This window comes from Rhizobacter sp. AJA081-3, assembly GCF_017795745.1.
Classification (GTDB): Bacteria; Pseudomonadota; Gammaproteobacteria; order Burkholderiales; family Burkholderiaceae_C; genus Piscinibacter.
On record NZ_CP059067.1, the window covers coordinates 3081851 to 3096975 of the forward strand.

Below are 15125 nucleotides of genomic sequence, written 5' to 3' on the forward strand. Positions count from 1 at the left end.
TGAATTGTCGCAGCCGGGCCGCGTGCTCAAGTTCCGGCCGGGGCGGACGAAGAACCTGTCGTCACGCACGAACACCGACCCATGACGGCTCCCCTGAACGGTATCGACGCCGACCCGGCGAATCAGCTCGAGGCGCAGCGCGTCGCCGATGCGCTCGACGCGCTGGCCCAGTCGCTGGCCGCGCTGGAGCCTGGCATCGAACGACTGCTCGTCAATCCGTCGGCCGACCCTGCCTTGCTGGACCGCGCACGTCGTTCGGCGCGCCGGCTGCGCCTGCATGTGGAACGCATCACGCTCGTCGTCGACGGGCACGCCGCGACGCCCTGGCACGGGCAGGAACGCCGCAGCCCGCAACGCGCGACCAACGTGGCGCGCCTTCCCGATCGCCTGGCCACTCCTGCCAAACCCGTCACGCGCTCTCCCGACGACTGGGAGCCGTTCTGAGACAGACTCTCATCGTCGATGGAGATCAGGAAATCCCGATGACTTTGCACCGCCCTGCCCACCTGCTCGCCGCCTTCGCAGTGTTCGCGCTGTGTGGCACGGCACAGGCCGCCCGGCCGCTGGCCACCGAAGATGCCGACGTACTCGAGCGCGGCCAGTGCGAAGCCGAAGGCGTGATCGCGCAGTCCAAGCCTTCGGGCGAACCCTCCACGCGCGGCTGGACGGCGCAGGGCGCCTGCGGCATCGGCATCAACACCCAGCTGGCGCTGGCCTACAACCGCAGCCGCACCGACGATGCCGATGCTTCGGCGCTGCTGTTCGGCGGCAAGACAGCGATCCTGTCACGCGAAGGCGACGGCCTGGGTCTCTCGCTGGCCTTCGGCCTGGTGTCGGCGAAGGCCGATACCGGCTCGATGGAGCACGAACTCACCTATCTGAACGCGGTGGCCACGCGCGAGCTGGCGCGCGGCTGGACCGGACACGCCAACCTCGGCTGGCTGCGCAGCGAAAGCGCCAGCGCGAACAGCACCACCTGGAACCTGGCGGTCGAACACGCGCTGGGCAACGGCGTCGACCTGATGGGCGAGGTCTACGGCGACGACCGCGCCAAGCCCTGGATCGGCGTGGGTGCACGCTGGGCGGTGTCGGACAAGCTGAGCCTGAACGCCAACTGGGCCACGCAGCGCGAGACGCCTCGCGTGAACGCCTGGTCGATCGGTTTCAAACTGGCGTTCTGAACGCCAAAGCCCCCTACTGCTCGATCACGTCGGCGCCCTTGGGCGCGACGAACTTGAAGGTTTCGGCCGCGGTCGCCGAGTTCGGCCTGAACTGGCTGAACTGCAGGTAGGAGCGCTGGCCGAAGCTGTCGACGATCTCCACGGCGGCGAGCTCCTTGCCTCGAAAGCCGACCTTCAGCGTGTCGAAGGCGCCCTCTTTCGCTCTCGGCTTGGCGGCCGCCCATTCGATGCCGTCCTGCGCCGGCAACGCGGAGAGCTCGAAGTCCTTCTCGAGGTTGCCGCCGGCCAGCAAGGCCGCCGGCGTGGCGCCGATGGCGGCCGACAGCTTTCGCGAGCTGACCTGGTTCAGGTCGGCGTCGTAGATCCAGACCTTCTGGCCGTCGGCCACGATGACCTGCTCAAAAGGCTTGGTGTAGGCGAAGCGGAAGCGATTCGGCCGCGCGAACTCGAAGCTGCCGCTGCTGGTCTTCTTCTTCGCGCCGTCGGGCGAGGTGACGGTCTGGGTGAACTGCGCCTTGCCGGTCTTCACCTCGCGCACGAACTCGCGCAGGGTGTCGACGGCATCGGCGCGGGCAGAAACGGCGGCAGTGCAAAGTGCCAGCAACAGCGGGAAACGAAAGTTCATGCGTCGCGGTTCGGGACGATGATGTCGCGATTGCCGTTGGTGGACATGGCACTTACGAGCCCGGATTTCTCCATTTGTTCCAGCAATCGCGCGGCTCGGTTGTAGCCGATGCGCAGATGGCGCTGCACCAGCGAGATCGAGGCGCGCTTGTGCTGCAGCACGATGGCCACTGCCTGGTCGTACATCGGGTCGCTTTCGCCGCCGCCCGCACCGGCCTCGCCGGCCAGCACGTCGCCACCCTCGCCGTCGAGCACGCCGCCTTCGAGGATGCCTTCGATGTAGTTGGGCTCGCCCTGGCTCTTCAGGTACTCGACGACGCGATGCACCTCTTCGTCCGACACGAAGGCGCCGTGCACGCGCACCGGCAGCCCGCCGCCCGGTGTGAGGTAGAGCATGTCGCCCTGGCCGAGCAGCGCCTCGGCGCCCATCTGGTCGAGGATGGTGCGCGAGTCGATCTTGCTCGACACCTGGAAGCTCAGCCGCGTCGGGATGTTCGCCTTGATCAGGCCGGTGATCACGTCGACGCTCGGCCGCTGCGTGGCCAGAATCAGGTGGATGCCCGAGGCGCGCGCCTTCTGCGCCAAGCGCGCGATCAGCTCCTCGATCTTCTTGCCCACCACCATCATCAGGTCGGCCAGTTCGTCGATGACGACTACGATGAAGGGCAGCCGCTCCAGCGGCTCCGGCGCTTCGGGCGTGAGGCTGAACGGGTTGGGAATCAGCTCGCCGCGCTCGGTGGCATCGGCGATCTTCTTGTTGTAGCCCGACAGGTTGCGCACGCCCATCTTGCTCATCAGCTTGTAGCGGCGCTCCATCTCGCCGACACACCAGTTCAGCGCGTTGGCCGCCTGCTTCATGTCGGTGACCACCGGCGCGAGCAGGTGCGGGATGCCCTCGTACATGCTCATCTCGAGCATCTTCGGGTCGATCAGGATCAGGCGCACGTCGCGCGCCTCGGCCTTGTAGAGCAGCGAGAGGATCATCGCGTTGATGCCCACCGACTTGCCCGAGCCGGTGGTGCCGGCGACCAGGCAATGCGGCATCTTCGCCAAGTCGGCGACCATCGCGTTGCCGACGATGTCCTTGCCCAGGCCCATGGTCAGCTGCGAGGAAGCGTCGTTGTAGACCTGCGAGCCGAGGATCTCGGACAGGCGGATCATCTGACGCTTGGCGTTGGGCAGCTCCAGCGCCATGGTCGTCTTGCCGGGGATGGTCTCGACGACGCGGATGCTCACCAGCGACAGCGAGCGCGCCAGGTCCTTGGCGAGGTTGACCACCTGCGCGCCCTTCACGCCGGTGGCCGGCTCGACCTCGTAGCGCGTGATCACCGGGCCGGGCGAGGCCGCGACCACGCGCACCTCGACGCCGAAGTCCTTGAGCTTCTTCTCGATCAGCCGCGAGGTCATCTCCAGCGTCTCGGGCGTCACCGACTCCTGGCGAACACCTGGCGCCGCGTCGAGCAGGTCGACCTGCGGCAGCTTGGTGTCGGCGAGCTCGACGAAGAGCGGCTTCTGCCGCTCCTTGGCCACACGCGCCGACTTCGGCAGCTCTGCCACCGGCTCCTCGATGACGATCGGGATGTGCTCCTCGTGCAGTTGGTGCTCGACCTCGACCACCTCTTCGCGCTCGCGCAGCGCGCGCTCGCCCAGGCGGATGTCTTCGGCGCGCTCGATGCGCTCGGCGCGCTTCTCGCGGAACGATTCCAGCCAGGTGCCGATGGACTCGGCCACGCGCAGCCACGAGAACTGCAGCGACATCGCGATGCCCGCCACCAGCGCGGCGATCCACAGCACGCCGGAGCCGGCGAAGCCGAGCAGCTTCTGGCTCGCCGGGCCGAGCAGGTAGCCGAGCACGCCGCCGGCATGGCCGCCGGCCACGCGCGATTCGAACTGGTACAGGCGCGTCGACTCGAGCGCGCAGCTGGCCGCCATCAGCACCACGATGCCGACCCAGAACAGCCAGGCCGGCGGCTCGTGCGGATCGACCGGCGCCACCGGCGGCTGCTCGCTGCGCAGCACGCGGGCCAGTGCGCCGAGCCAGCCTCGCAGGCCGATCAGCAGCAGCCACCAGGCCGAGAAGCCGCACACGAAGTAGGCACCGTCGGCGAACCACGCGCCCAGCGTGCCGGCCTTGTTGGTGGCCTGCGCCACAGCGCCGGAGGTGGTGAAGGCCGGGTCGGCAGGGCTGTGCGTGGCCAGAGCGAGCAGCGCGAGCAGCCACAGCACCGCGCCGAAGCCCAGAGCGAGGCGCGCGCGCCAGCGCGGCGTGACCGACGCCGTGCCCGCGGGTGCGGCGGCGCTGTCGCGCCCCTTGCGGCCCGTGGGGCCGGGAGAAGCTGTCTGGCCCGCGCCCCCGTCGGCGCGCAGCGATCCGAGTGGAAACGTCATGGCGCGATTGTGGCCGATCGCCCCGGGGGGCTTGTATCCGCTCGCAGCCGCGCCGCCGCACAATGCCCGACCATGAAACGCCTGATGATCCTGCTGCTGGCCCTGCCCCTGGCCAGCCACGCCGTGCAGGTCTGCGACCTCGACGGCGAACACGTCAACCCGGCCAACGGCCACACCACCGCCGGCAAGACCGGGCTGATGCGCTGCCGCGACGGTGACAGCCGCGTGCTGCAACGCGAGCAGGAGCTGAAGGACGGCAAGTTCGTCGGCATCGTGCGCTTCTACAAGAACGGTGTGCTGGAGCGCGACTACAGCGTCAACGAGCGCGGCAACCGCGAGGGCCTGTCGCGCGAGTACGCCGCCACGCCCGGCGCGAAGAATCCGCTGCTGCACGAAGAGACGATGCGCAACAGCCGCACCGTGGGCCTGACGCGCAGCTGGTACGCCAGCGGCACGCTGCGCCGCACCGCCTTCCACGGCGACGACGGCCACGAGCAGGCGATGGCCGAGTTCAACGAGGGCGGCCAGCTCGCCGAACTGCGCTGCGGGCCCACCGCCCTGCTCGCTCCGGCGGCCGACGACGCCGCCTGGTGCGGCCACCGGGGCGGCACGGCCACGGTGTCGTTGTACGGCTCGAAAGGCGACCTGAAGGGCCGTCGCGTCTACGAGCGTGGCGAGATGCGCAAGCGCGAATCGCTGTGGGACAGCGGCAGGCCGCGCGAGGTAGTGGAGAGCGACGCCAAGGGCGGCATCGAGCGCCAGTTCGCCGCCGACGGCACGAAGCGGCGCGAGCTGCAGTGGCAATGGCTGGGCGGCAACGAAGGCAGCAAGCGCCGCATCACCACGCTGGAGCAGGAGTTCCACGACAGCGGCACGCTGGTGCGCGAGCGCCGCTGGGCCGTCGGCGAGCGAGGCGGCCAGCTGGCCAGCGAGAAGCGCTGGTACCTCAACGGCCAGCCGCGCGACGCCAGCGAGTACCGCAACGAAGGCGGCCGCGCGCTGCGCCACGACACGCAGTTCCACGACAACGGCCAACCGGCCTTCGAGGGCATGTGGGTGCTCGAAGGCCGCTACGACCGGCAGGCCAGCGGCGTGCACCGCAGTTTCGACGACGCCGGGCGGCTGCGCCTGGAGCGCCACCACGACGATCGCGGCCGCGTGACGCGCGAGCGTGAACTCGACGAGGCCGGCAAGGTCACACGCGACGATGCCTTGTTCGAGGATGGATCGCGCAAGGCCTTCTCACGCTGAAACCGAAGGGAGACTGCATGACTGTCACCACCCACCCCTCGCGCCGCCTCCTGCTCGGTGCCGCCGTCGCCCTGGCCGCCCCGGCCATCTGGCGCGGCGCGATCGCGCAGACCCGGCAGCGCCCCACGCCGGCGCAGACGGAAGGTCCGTTCTACCCGGTCGAGCTGCCCGCCGACAGCGACGCCGACCTGCTCGCGCAGGGCGCGCGCCGTTATGCCAAGGGCCGCGGCGCGTTGCTCGAAGGCACGGTCACCGACACCGCCGGCCGCGCGCTCAGCGGCGCCGCGGTGGAGATCTGGCAATGCGACCAGGACGGCCACTACCACCACCCGGGCGACGGCGGCCGCGCCGACCCCGATTTCCAGGGCTTCGGCCGCGTGCTGCTCGGCGCCGACGGCGCCTACCGCTTCCGCACCATCCGCCCGGCGCCCTACAGCGGCCGCACGCCGCACATCCACCTGAAGGTGCGGCTGGGTGCGCGCGAACTGCTCACCACGCAGGTCTACGTGCAGGGCGACCCCGGCAATGCGCGCGACTTCCTCTGGCAGCGCCTGCGCGCCGAAGACCGCGCAGCGCTGAGCGTGCCCTTCGAGCCGGCCGGCGACACGCTGCGCGCGCGTTTCGCGATCGTCGTGGCGGCCTGATGGCGCCTGTGCCGCTGACGCCGCTCGCCCGCGCCGACGCGCTGCGCCTGGCCGACACGGCGCTGGCCGCGGTGCGCCAGCGTTTCCCGCACAAGCTCGACCACCTGATCCTGCACGAGGACGACCGGCCCGCGCCGGCCCACATCCACCCGCTGTTCGATGGCAGCTACGACTGGCATTCGAGCGTGCACATGCATTGGTCGCTGCTGCGGCTGCTGTGCCGGCAGCCCGATCTGCCGCAGTCGGCGCAGATCGTCGAACACTTCGATGCGCGCTTCACGCCTGCGCTCGTGGCGGTGGAGCGCGACTACGCCGCGCAGCCGCAGCGCGGCAGCTTCGAGCGGCCCTACGGCTGGGCCTGGCTGCTGGCGCTGCAGGCGGAGCTCGACGAGCACGATGCCAGGCTACCGCGACGATCCGCCTGGGCCGACGCGCTGCGCCCCTTCAGCGACGAGGTGGCGGCGCGGCTGGCCGCCTTCCTCGGCCGCAGCCACTACCCGGTGCGCGCCGGCATGCACGCCAACTCGGCCTTCGCGATGCTGCTGGCACGGCGCCACCGCGACGAGGCGCTGAACCGCGCCATCGACCGCGCGGCGCGGCAGTGGTTCGGCAACGACCGCGCCTACCCGGCGCACTACGAGCCCGGCGGTGCCGACTTCCTCTCGCCCGGCCTGTGCGAGGCACTGCTGATGCGCGAGGTGCTGGGCGAGGCCTTCGTGCCGTGGTGGACGGCCTTCGAGCCGAAGGGCGAGGCGCTCGCGAACTGGCTGCAGCCGGCTCGCGTGAGCGACCGCGTCGACCCCCAGCTGGTGCATCTGGACGGCCTGAACCTGTCGCGCGCCTGGTGCCTGCAATCGCTGGCCGAGGCCGTGCCGGCCGCGCTGGCGCCGCGCTTCGTCGCTGCGGCACAGGCGCACCGCGCGGCCGCCTGGCCGCACATCGGCGGAGGTGACTTCGCCGCGACGCACTGGCTGGTGAGCTTCGCGCTGCTGTCGCTGGGCGACTGATCCGCCTCAGCGGCTCACGTGCTGCAGCACGTCGTAGCGCAAGGGCGGGCCGCGGACCGAGTGCACCAGGGCATAGCCGTTCACCGGCCAGGTCCAGCGGGGTCCCTCGGCAGGCAGCGGCGTGCCCTGCGCATGGCGCGCCAGCGTCACGTGCGGCCGGAACGGGCGGTCGTCGGTGCGCAAGCCGAGCTCGGCCAGCGCGTGCGCCAGCGCGACGTGCAGGGCCGCGAGGCCGGGCGGCACCACGAGCGGCTCCAGCACCGCGATGCCTTGCGGCCACAGCGCGGCGCGGCCGAACTCGAGCAGGAACGGCTCGGGCAGGCCCGGCAGGCGCGCGCGCAGCGAGGCCGTTTCGACCTCGCCCAGTTCGCCGAGGTAGTGCAGCGTCAAGTGCAGGCGCTCGGGCGGCACCGGCACCGCCTGCGCGGGCCACGACCACGCCGATCGGGCGCCGGCAAGGTGCTGTCGCACGGCCGCGTCGGGCCACAGGGCGAGGAACAGACGCATGCCGGCATTGTCCGCGTCACGACGAGCGTCAATGGCGGTCGAACGCCGCTGCGCTAGATTCAGGTCATGAAGATCACTTTCCTCGGCGCGGCCGACACCGTCACCGGCTCGCGACACCTCGTCGAGATCGACGGCCAGACCCTCCTGCTCGACTGCGGCCTGTTCCAGGGCTTCAAGACGCTGCGCGAGCGCAACTGGGCGCCGCTGCCGGTGCCCGCGCGCGAGATCGACGCGGTGGTGCTCAGCCACGCCCACCTGGACCACAGCGGCTACCTGCCGGCGCTGGTGAAGCAGGGATTCAAGGGCGCGGTGCACTGCACGCAGGCCACGCGCGACCTCGCCGAGGTGCTGCTGCTGGACAGTGCCCACCTGCAGGAGGAAGACGCCCGCCGCGCCAACCGCAAAGGCTTCTCGCGCCACGAGCCGGCGCTGCCGCTGTACACCGTGGCCGATGCCAAGCGCGCCATCGCGCGGCTCACGCCGCTGCCCGCGGGCAAGGCGGTGCGCCTGGGCAACGTGCTCGCCGAACTCACGCCGGTGGGCCACCTGCTCGGCGCCTGCGCGGTGACGCTGCGCCAGCGCGACGTGTCGCTGGTCTATTCCGGCGACCTGGGCCGCAGCAACGACATGCTGATGCCCGCGCCGCAGCGCATTGCGCGTGCCGATGTGCTGCTCGTCGAATCGACCTATGGCAACCGCCTGCACCCGCCCGAGGATGTGCAGGCCGTGCTCGGCTCCATCGTGCGCGCCACGGTGCGCCGCGGCGGCTCGGTGCTGCTGCCCTCCTTCGCCGTCGGCCGTGCGCAGGCGCTGATGCTGGTGATGCAGCGGCTGAAGGCCGCTGGCGAAGTCCCGGAAGACCTGCCGGTGTTCCTCGACAGCCCGATGGCCACCGCCGCCACCACGCTCTACCAGAAGCACCGCCGGCTGCTGCGCCTGAGCCCGCGCGAAGCGAACACGCTGTGCGACGGCGTCACCATCGTGAGCACGCCGCAGCAGTCGGAGAAGGTGTCGCGGGCGCGCTACCCGAGCGTGATCATCTCGGCCAGCGGCATGGCCACCGGCGGGCGCGTGCTGCACCACCTGAAGGCGATGGCGCCGAACCCGAAACACTCGATCGTCTTCCCCGGCTTCCAGGTGGCCGGCACGCGCGGCGCCAAGCTGGTGGAAGGCGCCACCGAGGTGAAGATCTTCGGCGAGTACGTGGCGGTGAAGGCGCAGGTCAGCCACCTCGAGGGCTTCTCCGGGCACGCCGACGCCAACGAGCTGATGCACTGGCTGCAGGGTTTCGAGCAGGCGCCGCGCGAGACTTTCGTCGTGCACGGCGAGCCGGCCGCGGCCGACGCGCTGCGCAGCCGCATCGCCGACGAGCTCGGCTGGCGCGTGCGCGTGCCCGAGCACCTGTCGCAGTTCTCAGTCTGAGGCGCACCCACTGAACCTCCTCGACGCCGCCGGCAGCGCTGCGACGGGCATCGCCGTCGCGCTGGGCTGCGGCCTGCTGATCGGCCTGGATCGCGAGCGCCGCAAAGGCGAAGGCGACGACCGCGCCGCGGCGGGCCTGCGCAGCTTCGCCATCGCCGCGCTGCTGGGCGCGCTGGCGCAGACGCTCGCGGTGCCGGGGCTGGTCGTCGCCGCCGCCGTGCTGGTCGCGCTGATGGCGGCGCTGGCCTACGCCCGCAGCCGTTCGCGCGACCCGGGGCTGACCACCGAGCTGGCGCTGTTCGCCACCTTCCTGGTCGGCGTGCTGTCGGTGCGCTCGCCGCTGCTGGGTGCGGCCTGCGGCACCGTGCTGGCGGTGCTGCTGGCCGCGCGCACGCAGCTGCACCGCTTCGCCACGCAGTGGCTGAGCCAGCGCGAGCTGCACGACGGGCTGATGCTCGCCGCGCTGGCGCTGGTGCTGCTGCCGCTGGTGCCGGACACCGCCCTGCCCTGGCTGGGCGGCATGCGTGCGCGGCCACTGGGCGCGCTGGTGCTGCTCATCCTCGTGCTGCAGGCCGCCGGCCATGTGGCGCTGCGCCTGCTCGGCGCGCGATTCGGCCTGGCGGCCTCGGGCTTCTTCGGCGGATTCGTGTCGAGCACGGCCACCATCGCCACCTTCGGCGCACGGGCACGTGCCGGCGAGGCGCCACCCGCGATGGCGGCTGCGGCGGGTGCGCTGTCGGGCTGTGCGACCTGGCTGCAGCTGCTCGTGCTGGCCGCGGCGCTGTCGCGGCCGGCACTGGCCTTGTTGTGGCTGCCCGCACTGTGCGGCGGGGTGGCCACTTTCGCCGTCTCGCTCGCCTGGCTGGCCGGCCACAGCACGGGCCGCGATCGGGAAGATGACCCGCCGCTGCTGGCCGAACGAGGCGCCCTGCGCCTGCGCGAAGCCGTGCTGATCGCCCTGCTGCTGGCCGGCGTGGCGCTGGTCGTCGGCCAGGCCCAGCGCTTGTTCGGCACCGGCGGCGTGCTGGTGAGCACCTCGCTGGCGGCACTCGGTGATGCGCACGCGCCGATCGCCTCATTGCTGTCGTTGTTTGCCGCCGGCCGGCTCGATGCGGCCACGCTGCTGGCCGGCGCCCTGCTCGCGGTGGGCACGAACACGATCACCCGGCTGGTGACGGCGGCCGTGACCGGCGGCCGCGCCTATGCCCTGCGCGTGGGCACGGCCCTGCTCGCGGGCCTGGGGGCGGCCGTGGCGGCCACCGCATTGCTTGCAGCTTGATTCGTATCGACACAGTGTGACAGCGAAGAAGGGCTAAGGTTGGGTTCATCACTGGAGATTCGGCCATGAGAACCACCTGGCGTACCGCATGGCAGGGGCAGGACATCGTTGTCTATCGCGAAGACCAGGAGGTCGATCGCGTGAACGCGCTCGGCATCGAGAGGGTCGTGTTCGTGCATCGCGAGTCGGGTGATTCGCCCGGCGACTTGCAGTACGCGATCGTCGAGCTGGCCGAGGAGTGCCTCGTGTTCCCCGACTACACCGGATTCGCCGGCCGCGTGAACTTCGAGCGCCAGGCCTTCTGGGCCGAGCGCGGCTGCGTGTACTGGGTGGGTGACGCGCATGCTGCGCTGCCCGGCCGGCTGCGCCGCGGGCGCTGGCTGCTGCGCCACTCGGGGCCGGAGTTCATGCGCGTGCCGCGCATGGAACTGGCTGCGCTGATGGAGAAGTGGCCGCTCGAGGGCCCGCAGACTTGGGAGCAGCGCAAGTGGCGCCGTATCGAGAACTCGCGGCCGTTCGCCAACTCGGCACCGGGGCATCTGCGGGCCTGAGGCGCCCGCGGGGCACCATGAAAAGACCCGGCCGAGGCCGGGTCTTTCATTCCGAGGGGTGAACGCTCAGGCCGCCTTCGGGGCAGCAGCCTTGGCCTTCTTCTTGGCGTGCTTCTTGACAGCCTTCTTGGCCGGGGCGGCTTCGGCCTTGGCGGCAGCCGGGGCGGCCGGCGCGGCGGTGGCGGCCGGGGCAACCGGAGCGGCCGGTGCAGCAGCCGGGGCGGCGGCCTGGGCGAACACGCCGGCGGAGAAGGTGGCGGCGATCAGGGTGGCGACGAGCTTGTTCATGGAATGGTCCTGTTGAATGGGAGCGAGAGTCTGTCTCTCGCAGCCCTCAACGCGCCGCCACGCCGGGTGGTTGACCCGTGGCATGCACCGGATGCGCCGCCAGTTCATCCAGCCGCAGCACCGGCGTGACGCAGGCGTCCACCGATTCGAAGCACGAGGCCCAGTGCGCCATGGGCTCAAGCGCGAAGGCTGCCGCCACCTCGGCGCGCAGCGCCATCGACGCCTCGCTGCCGGGCACAAGGCCGCGCGACCAGTGACGCTCGATCCAGTCGGGCCGGCCGAGAACGCCGCAGAGTTCGCGCCAGAACTTCATCTCCAGTGCGCCCACGGCCATGAAACGAGCGTCGGCGCAGCGGTAGGCGCCGTAACACGGCGCGCCGCCGGAGAGCAGGTCGCGCCCCGGCGCCGGCGTGCGGCCGGTGGCGGCCAGCGCGATGCGGGCCAGCACGTGGTGGCGGTAGACCTCGTGCGTCATCGAGATGTCGACGAATCGCCCCTGCCCGCTGCGCTGCGCGGACAACAGCGCGGCGAGCATGCCCGAGACTGCCGCCTGCGTGCCGCCCATCAGGTCGCCGATCTGGAAGTTGGGCACGGCCACGTCGCCCTCGACGGTGGCGATCTGCTCGAGCACGCCGGCCATGGCGATGTAGTTGATGTCGTGGCCGGCGCGGTGCGACCAGGCGTTGTGCTGCCCATAACCGCTGATGGCGCACATCACCAGCTTCGGGTTCAAGGCATGCAGCGCCTCCCAGCCCAGGCCGAGCTTGTCCATCACGCCGGGGCGGAAGCCTTCGACCAGCAGGTCGGCTTCGCGCGCGTGCGCCAGCAGTTCGGTGCGGCCGGTCTCGCTGCGCAGATCGATCTCGACGATCTGCTTGCCTTCGTTGAGGGCGCGGAAGATCAGGCTGGGCCGGCCGGCCTCGCGGTCTGCGCGCGTCAGGCCCATGTGCCGCGTGCCGTCTTCCTGGCCGTCGCTGGCCGGGCCCTCGACCTTGAGCACCGACGCGCCCATCTCGGCCAGGTGCTTCGTCGCGAGCGGGCCGGGCAGCAGCTTCGTCAGGTCGATCACGCGAATGCCGGCGAGCAGGCCGGCATCGCGCACGTGATCGGCGCTCAGCGGAACACCCCTTCACGCAGCCACTTGGTGGCGACCCACTTCTCGCCCTCGACCACCGGCGCGCCACCGTGCAGCGTGCGGCTGACCGGGTGCGCACGCTCGTAGCTGAAGAAGACGGCGTTGCCCTTCACCGGAGCAACCTCGAGCTGCACGTCGGGGAAGGTGGTGCCGCCGCCGATCACCGGGTCGTTGAGGTACATGACCACGGTGGCCACGCGCTGGCCGCCGCGCTTGAGGATGGTGGGAGTGCCGCTCTGCGCCGGATCGAAGTAGTCGTAGTGCGGCTTGTACTCGGCGCCGGGGCGGTAGTGCAGCACCTGCAGGCCTTCGCCGTTCTCCACCGGCCACTTCAGCAGCGCGGCGATGCGCGCCTCGATGCGCCGGCACAGCTCGTTCTCGCCGCGGTCGAAGAACATGCCCTGGCTGGTGCGCGCGTCGTTGACCTCGCTCGCGCCGGTGTCGGTCTGCACGGTCTCGGAGCGGGCCAGCCGCTTGCCCGCCACGGCCATCAGCTCATCGCATTCCTCGTGCGACAGCAGGCCACCGAAGACGATGACACGCGGGTCGCGCATCGCCAGCACGACACGCACTTCGCGGTCGCCGGCCTGCAGCGTGGTCGGGATGCCGGCCACGGCGGGCAGCGGGTCGGGCACGCGCACTGCGGCCGGCAGCTGCGCCACCTTGGCACGCTCGTCAAGGAAGCCGCGCAGCGTGTCTTCCAGCGCGGCGATGGCGACGTCTTCACGCCAGCCGCTGGCCACCATCGACTGCAGCACCGACTCCGGCTGCACGCCGGCCTTGGCCTGCTCGATGATCCACTGGCGCAGCTCGGGCGTGACCGGCTGGGGCTGGGCAATCTCACTCATGCAGCGAATTCTGCCGCAGCCCTGGCGTGCGACTGTTACGGCACGTCAAGACCGCCACAGCGGCCGCAGGAACAGCAATCCGATCGCCGGGCCCACGGCGAGCCAGGGCAGCACCTGCGCGAGAGGCCACACCGACGCCATGGCGGCGAACAGGGTGATCGTGCCGACCGACAGCGTGAAGCCGATCGCGTTGACGAATGTCAGCACGCTGCCGACCATGGCGCGCGGCGCGTTGGCCGCGGTGAGCGCGCTGAACTGCGGCGAGTCGCCCGACACGGTGGCGCCCCACCAGAGCAGCCAGGCGCCCCACAGCGGCAGCGGCGCGTCGAGCATCCACGGCGCGAGCAGGCCGCACAGCCCACTGCTGGCGAGCTGGAAGCCGGCCACGCGCGCGCCGCCGACCCGCCGCACCAGCGCGCCGCCGATCACGCAGGCGAGGCCGCCCACCGCCATGGCGGCGGCCACCCACCAGGAGGCCGCCGCGCCCTGCCAGCGCAACGCGACGATGGCCGGGATGAGCACGAAGAAGGCGTACAGCTCCCACATGTGGCCGAAGTAGCCGAAGGCCGAGGCACGCACCTTCCGGTCGTGCCAGATCACGCCGAGCGCGCGCGGCGTGATGCGCGCCGCCGGCGCGAGGTGCGGCCCGTCGGGCACGAACACCGCCATCAGCACGCCGCCGCCGGCGGCCACCGCGGCGACGGCGAGCATCACCGCCTGCCACGACCACTGCGCGCCGAGCGCACGCAACCCGAAGGGCAGCGCGTTGCCCAGCACCAGCGCGCCGACCAGCACCCCCAGCGCCCAGCCCAGGCCGTGCGCGAACCAGCCGGCGGCGATCTTCATGCCCACCGGGTAGATGCCGGCCAGTGCGATGCCGGTGAGGAAGCGCAGCGCGAGCAGCGTGCCGTACTGCGGCGGCAGCAGCGCGGTGGCCAGCGCCAGCGCGGCGGCGAACAAGGAGCAGACGAGAAAGACCTTGCGCGGCGAGAAGCGGTCGGCGATGGACAGCAGCGCGAAGCCGAAGGTGCCGAGGATGAAGCCGACCTGCACGGCGGCGGTGAGCCAGCCCACCGCCGAGGCCGGCAGCGCCACGCTGCGCTGCAGGTCGGCCATCACCGCGTTGATGGCGAACCAGACCGAGGTGCCCGCGAACTGCGAGATCGCGATGACGGGCAGGATCCGCTTCGGGACGGGGGTCATCCCATGCGCCTGCGGAACACCAGTCGATCTGCCGTCGAATGCCTCTCGTCGAAGGCGTAGCCGTCGGCCTCGAACGCAGTGAGCCCCTCGGGCGACTCGATGCGCTGCTGCACCGCGAAGCGCGCCATCATGCCGCGCGCGCGCTTGGCGAAGAAGCTGATGATCCTGTACTGGCCGTCCTTCCACTCCTCGAACACGCAGTCGACGATGCGCGCACGCAGCACCGGTCGCAGCGCGGCGCGCGAATACTCCTGCGAGGCGAGGTTGACGATCACCGGCGCGCGCTCGCCGCGCTGCAGCTTGTTGAGGTGTTCGGCCAGCGTGTCGCCCCAGAAGGCGTAGAGGTCGCGGCCGCGCGGCGTGGCCACCGCGGTGCCCATCTCGAGGCGATAGGGCTGCAGCTTGTCGAGCGGGCGCAGCACGCCGTACAGGCCGCTGAGGATGACGAGGTGCGACTGCGCCCAGGCCAGCTCGTCGACGCCGAGCGAGGCGGCCTGCAGGCCGTCGTAGACATCGCCATCGAAGCCGAGCACCGCCGGGCGGCTGTTGTGCACCGTGCTGCGCTTCGACCAGGCGGCGTAACGCGCCACGTTGAGCGCCGCGAGCTCGTCGGAGAGGTCCATCAGCCGCGCCACCTGCACCGGCGTCTTGGCGCGCATCACCTCGATCAGCTCGGCGGCATCGTCCATGTACAAGGGCCGGGTGGCCAAGGCCGCCACTTCGGGCGGGATGGGGCGTTCGTAGTCGAGGCGCTTGGCGGGGGACAGCAGGTACAGCATCTGAAGGGGCACAGTCGG

General features: G+C 71.1%; 16 protein-coding genes. 8 read left to right on the top strand and 8 right to left on the bottom strand.

The annotated features are described in order from the left end of the window. Positions 1-81: 81 nt before the first annotated feature. Positions 82-444 (top strand): hypothetical protein, encoded by a 363-nt coding sequence (locus HZ992_RS14570; RefSeq protein WP_209382559.1) that lies wholly within the window; start codon positions 82-84, stop codon positions 442-444. 38 nt (positions 445-482) lie between these two features. Further along, on the top strand, positions 483-1181 hold the full coding sequence (locus HZ992_RS14575) for a PA4824 family protein (RefSeq protein WP_209382560.1): 699 nt from the start codon (positions 483-485) through the stop codon (positions 1179-1181). Positions 1182-1194: 13 nt separating this feature from the next. Here the strand turns inward: HZ992_RS14575 and lolA are convergent, their stop codons facing one another. After that, entirely contained in the window at positions 1195-1806 is a 612-nt protein-coding gene (gene lolA / locus HZ992_RS14580) for an outer membrane lipoprotein periplasmic chaperone LolA (RefSeq protein WP_209382561.1), read from the bottom strand. After that, positions 1803-4193, bottom strand: coding sequence for a DNA translocase FtsK (locus tag HZ992_RS14585; RefSeq protein ID WP_209382562.1), 2391 nt, complete (start codon positions 4191-4193; stop codon positions 1803-1805). The genes lolA and HZ992_RS14585 overlap by 4 nt, the downstream gene beginning before the upstream one ends. Positions 4194-4265: 72 nt before the next feature. Here HZ992_RS14585 and HZ992_RS14590 point away from each other — a divergent pair, with 72 nt between their 5' ends. Genes HZ992_RS14590 through HZ992_RS14600 form a run of 3 tightly spaced genes read left to right on the top strand, consistent with a single transcriptional unit; the run spans position 4266 to position 7095 of the window. After that, complete coding sequence (locus HZ992_RS14590; protein ID WP_209382563.1) at positions 4266-5444, top strand: toxin-antitoxin system YwqK family antitoxin; 1179 nt, start codon at positions 4266-4268, stop codon at positions 5442-5444. Between the two features lie 17 nt (positions 5445-5461). Next, positions 5462-6088 carry a dioxygenase family protein gene (locus HZ992_RS14595; protein WP_209382564.1) on the top strand — a complete coding sequence of 209 codons (627 nt, stop codon included), beginning with the start codon at positions 5462-5464 and terminating at the stop codon, positions 6086-6088. Beyond that, the gene (locus HZ992_RS14600; protein WP_209382565.1) at positions 6088-7095 is read left to right on the top strand and encodes a DUF2891 domain-containing protein; all 1008 of its coding nucleotides are present in this window, start codon (positions 6088-6090) and stop codon (positions 7093-7095) included. The genes HZ992_RS14595 and HZ992_RS14600 overlap by 1 nt, the downstream gene beginning before the upstream one ends. Before the next feature lie 6 nt (positions 7096-7101). On the opposite strand, the gene thpR is transcribed toward HZ992_RS14600, so the two are convergent. Continuing rightward, on the bottom strand, positions 7102-7602 hold the full coding sequence (thpR, locus tag HZ992_RS14605) for an RNA 2',3'-cyclic phosphodiesterase (protein ID WP_209382566.1): 501 nt from the start codon (positions 7600-7602) through the stop codon (positions 7102-7104). A gap of 66 nt (positions 7603-7668) precedes the next feature. On the opposite strand from thpR, the gene HZ992_RS14610 reads away from it, so the two are divergent. The 3 genes from HZ992_RS14610 to HZ992_RS14620 all read left to right on the top strand — a co-directional run bounded on the left by HZ992_RS14610 (position 7669) and on the right by HZ992_RS14620 (position 10854). Continuing rightward, the gene (locus tag HZ992_RS14610; RefSeq protein WP_209382567.1) at positions 7669-9024 is read left to right on the top strand and encodes an MBL fold metallo-hydrolase RNA specificity domain-containing protein; all 1356 of its coding nucleotides are present in this window, start codon (positions 7669-7671) and stop codon (positions 9022-9024) included. Positions 9025-9085: 61 nt separating this feature from the next. Then, on the top strand, positions 9086-10303 hold the full coding sequence (locus tag HZ992_RS14615) for a DUF4010 domain-containing protein (RefSeq protein ID WP_371816830.1): 1218 nt from the start codon (positions 9086-9088) through the stop codon (positions 10301-10303). 65 nt (positions 10304-10368) lie between these two features. Beyond that, on the top strand, positions 10369-10854 hold the full coding sequence (locus tag HZ992_RS14620) for a hypothetical protein (protein ID WP_209382568.1): 486 nt from the start codon (positions 10369-10371) through the stop codon (positions 10852-10854). A gap of 66 nt (positions 10855-10920) precedes the next feature. Here HZ992_RS14620 and HZ992_RS14625 read toward each other — a convergent pair whose 3' ends face one another. From HZ992_RS14625 to yaaA, 5 genes are read right to left on the bottom strand one after another with little or no spacing between them, the layout of a single operon-like run. Continuing rightward, the gene (locus HZ992_RS14625; protein ID WP_209382569.1) at positions 10921-11142 is read right to left on the bottom strand and encodes a hypothetical protein; all 222 of its coding nucleotides are present in this window, start codon (positions 11140-11142) and stop codon (positions 10921-10923) included. Positions 11143-11188: 46 nt separating this feature from the next. Further along, positions 11189-12244, bottom strand: coding sequence for a CaiB/BaiF CoA transferase family protein (locus HZ992_RS14630; protein ID WP_209382570.1), 1056 nt, complete (start codon positions 12242-12244; stop codon positions 11189-11191). A gap of 11 nt (positions 12245-12255) precedes the next feature. Further along, entirely contained in the window at positions 12256-13125 is an 870-nt protein-coding gene (locus HZ992_RS14635; RefSeq protein ID WP_209382571.1) for a 2OG-Fe(II) oxygenase, read from the bottom strand. A gap of 45 nt (positions 13126-13170) precedes the next feature. Then, on the bottom strand, positions 13171-14328 hold the full coding sequence (locus HZ992_RS14640) for an MFS transporter (RefSeq protein WP_209382572.1): 1158 nt from the start codon (positions 14326-14328) through the stop codon (positions 13171-13173). Continuing rightward, positions 14325-15107 carry a peroxide stress protein YaaA gene (gene yaaA / locus HZ992_RS14645; protein WP_209382573.1) on the bottom strand — a complete coding sequence of 261 codons (783 nt, stop codon included), beginning with the start codon at positions 15105-15107 and terminating at the stop codon, positions 14325-14327. Before yaaA ends, HZ992_RS14640 begins: the two co-directional genes overlap by 4 nt. Between the last annotated feature and the right edge of the window lie 18 nt (positions 15108-15125).

What these genes read in the sequence shown, in the direction of transcription:
- HZ992_RS14570 (WP_209382559.1), top strand. Translation starts at nt 82, where the DNA reads ATGACGGCTCCCCTGAACGGTATCGACGCCGACCCGGCGAATCAGCTC.
- HZ992_RS14590 (WP_209382563.1), top strand. Translation starts at nt 4,266, where the DNA reads ATGAAACGCCTGATGATCCTGCTGCTGGCCCTGCCCCTGGCCAGCCAC.
- yaaA (WP_209382573.1), bottom strand. Translation starts at nt 15,107, where the DNA reads ATGCTGTACCTGCTGTCCCCCGCCAAGCGCCTCGACTACGAACGCCCC.
- HZ992_RS14625 (WP_209382569.1), bottom strand. Translation starts at nt 11,142, where the DNA reads ATGAACAAGCTCGTCGCCACCCTGATCGCCGCCACCTTCTCCGCCGGC.
- HZ992_RS14585 (WP_209382562.1), bottom strand. Translation starts at nt 4,193, where the DNA reads ATGACGTTTCCACTCGGATCGCTGCGCGCCGACGGGGGCGCGGGCCAG.
- HZ992_RS14610 (WP_209382567.1), top strand. Translation starts at nt 7,669, where the DNA reads ATGAAGATCACTTTCCTCGGCGCGGCCGACACCGTCACCGGCTCGCGA.
- HZ992_RS14640 (WP_209382572.1), bottom strand. Translation starts at nt 14,328, where the DNA reads ATGACCCCCGTCCCGAAGCGGATCCTGCCCGTCATCGCGATCTCGCAG.
- HZ992_RS14635 (WP_209382571.1), bottom strand. Translation starts at nt 13,125, where the DNA reads ATGAGTGAGATTGCCCAGCCCCAGCCGGTCACGCCCGAGCTGCGCCAG.
- HZ992_RS14600 (WP_209382565.1), top strand. Translation starts at nt 6,088, where the DNA reads ATGGCGCCTGTGCCGCTGACGCCGCTCGCCCGCGCCGACGCGCTGCGC.
- lolA (WP_209382561.1), bottom strand. Translation starts at nt 1,806, where the DNA reads ATGAACTTTCGTTTCCCGCTGTTGCTGGCACTTTGCACTGCCGCCGTT.
- HZ992_RS14620 (WP_209382568.1), top strand. Translation starts at nt 10,369, where the DNA reads ATGAGAACCACCTGGCGTACCGCATGGCAGGGGCAGGACATCGTTGTC.
- HZ992_RS14595 (WP_209382564.1), top strand. Translation starts at nt 5,462, where the DNA reads ATGACTGTCACCACCCACCCCTCGCGCCGCCTCCTGCTCGGTGCCGCC.
- thpR (WP_209382566.1), bottom strand. Translation starts at nt 7,602, where the DNA reads ATGCGTCTGTTCCTCGCCCTGTGGCCCGACGCGGCCGTGCGACAGCAC.
- HZ992_RS14575 (WP_209382560.1), top strand. Translation starts at nt 483, where the DNA reads ATGACTTTGCACCGCCCTGCCCACCTGCTCGCCGCCTTCGCAGTGTTC.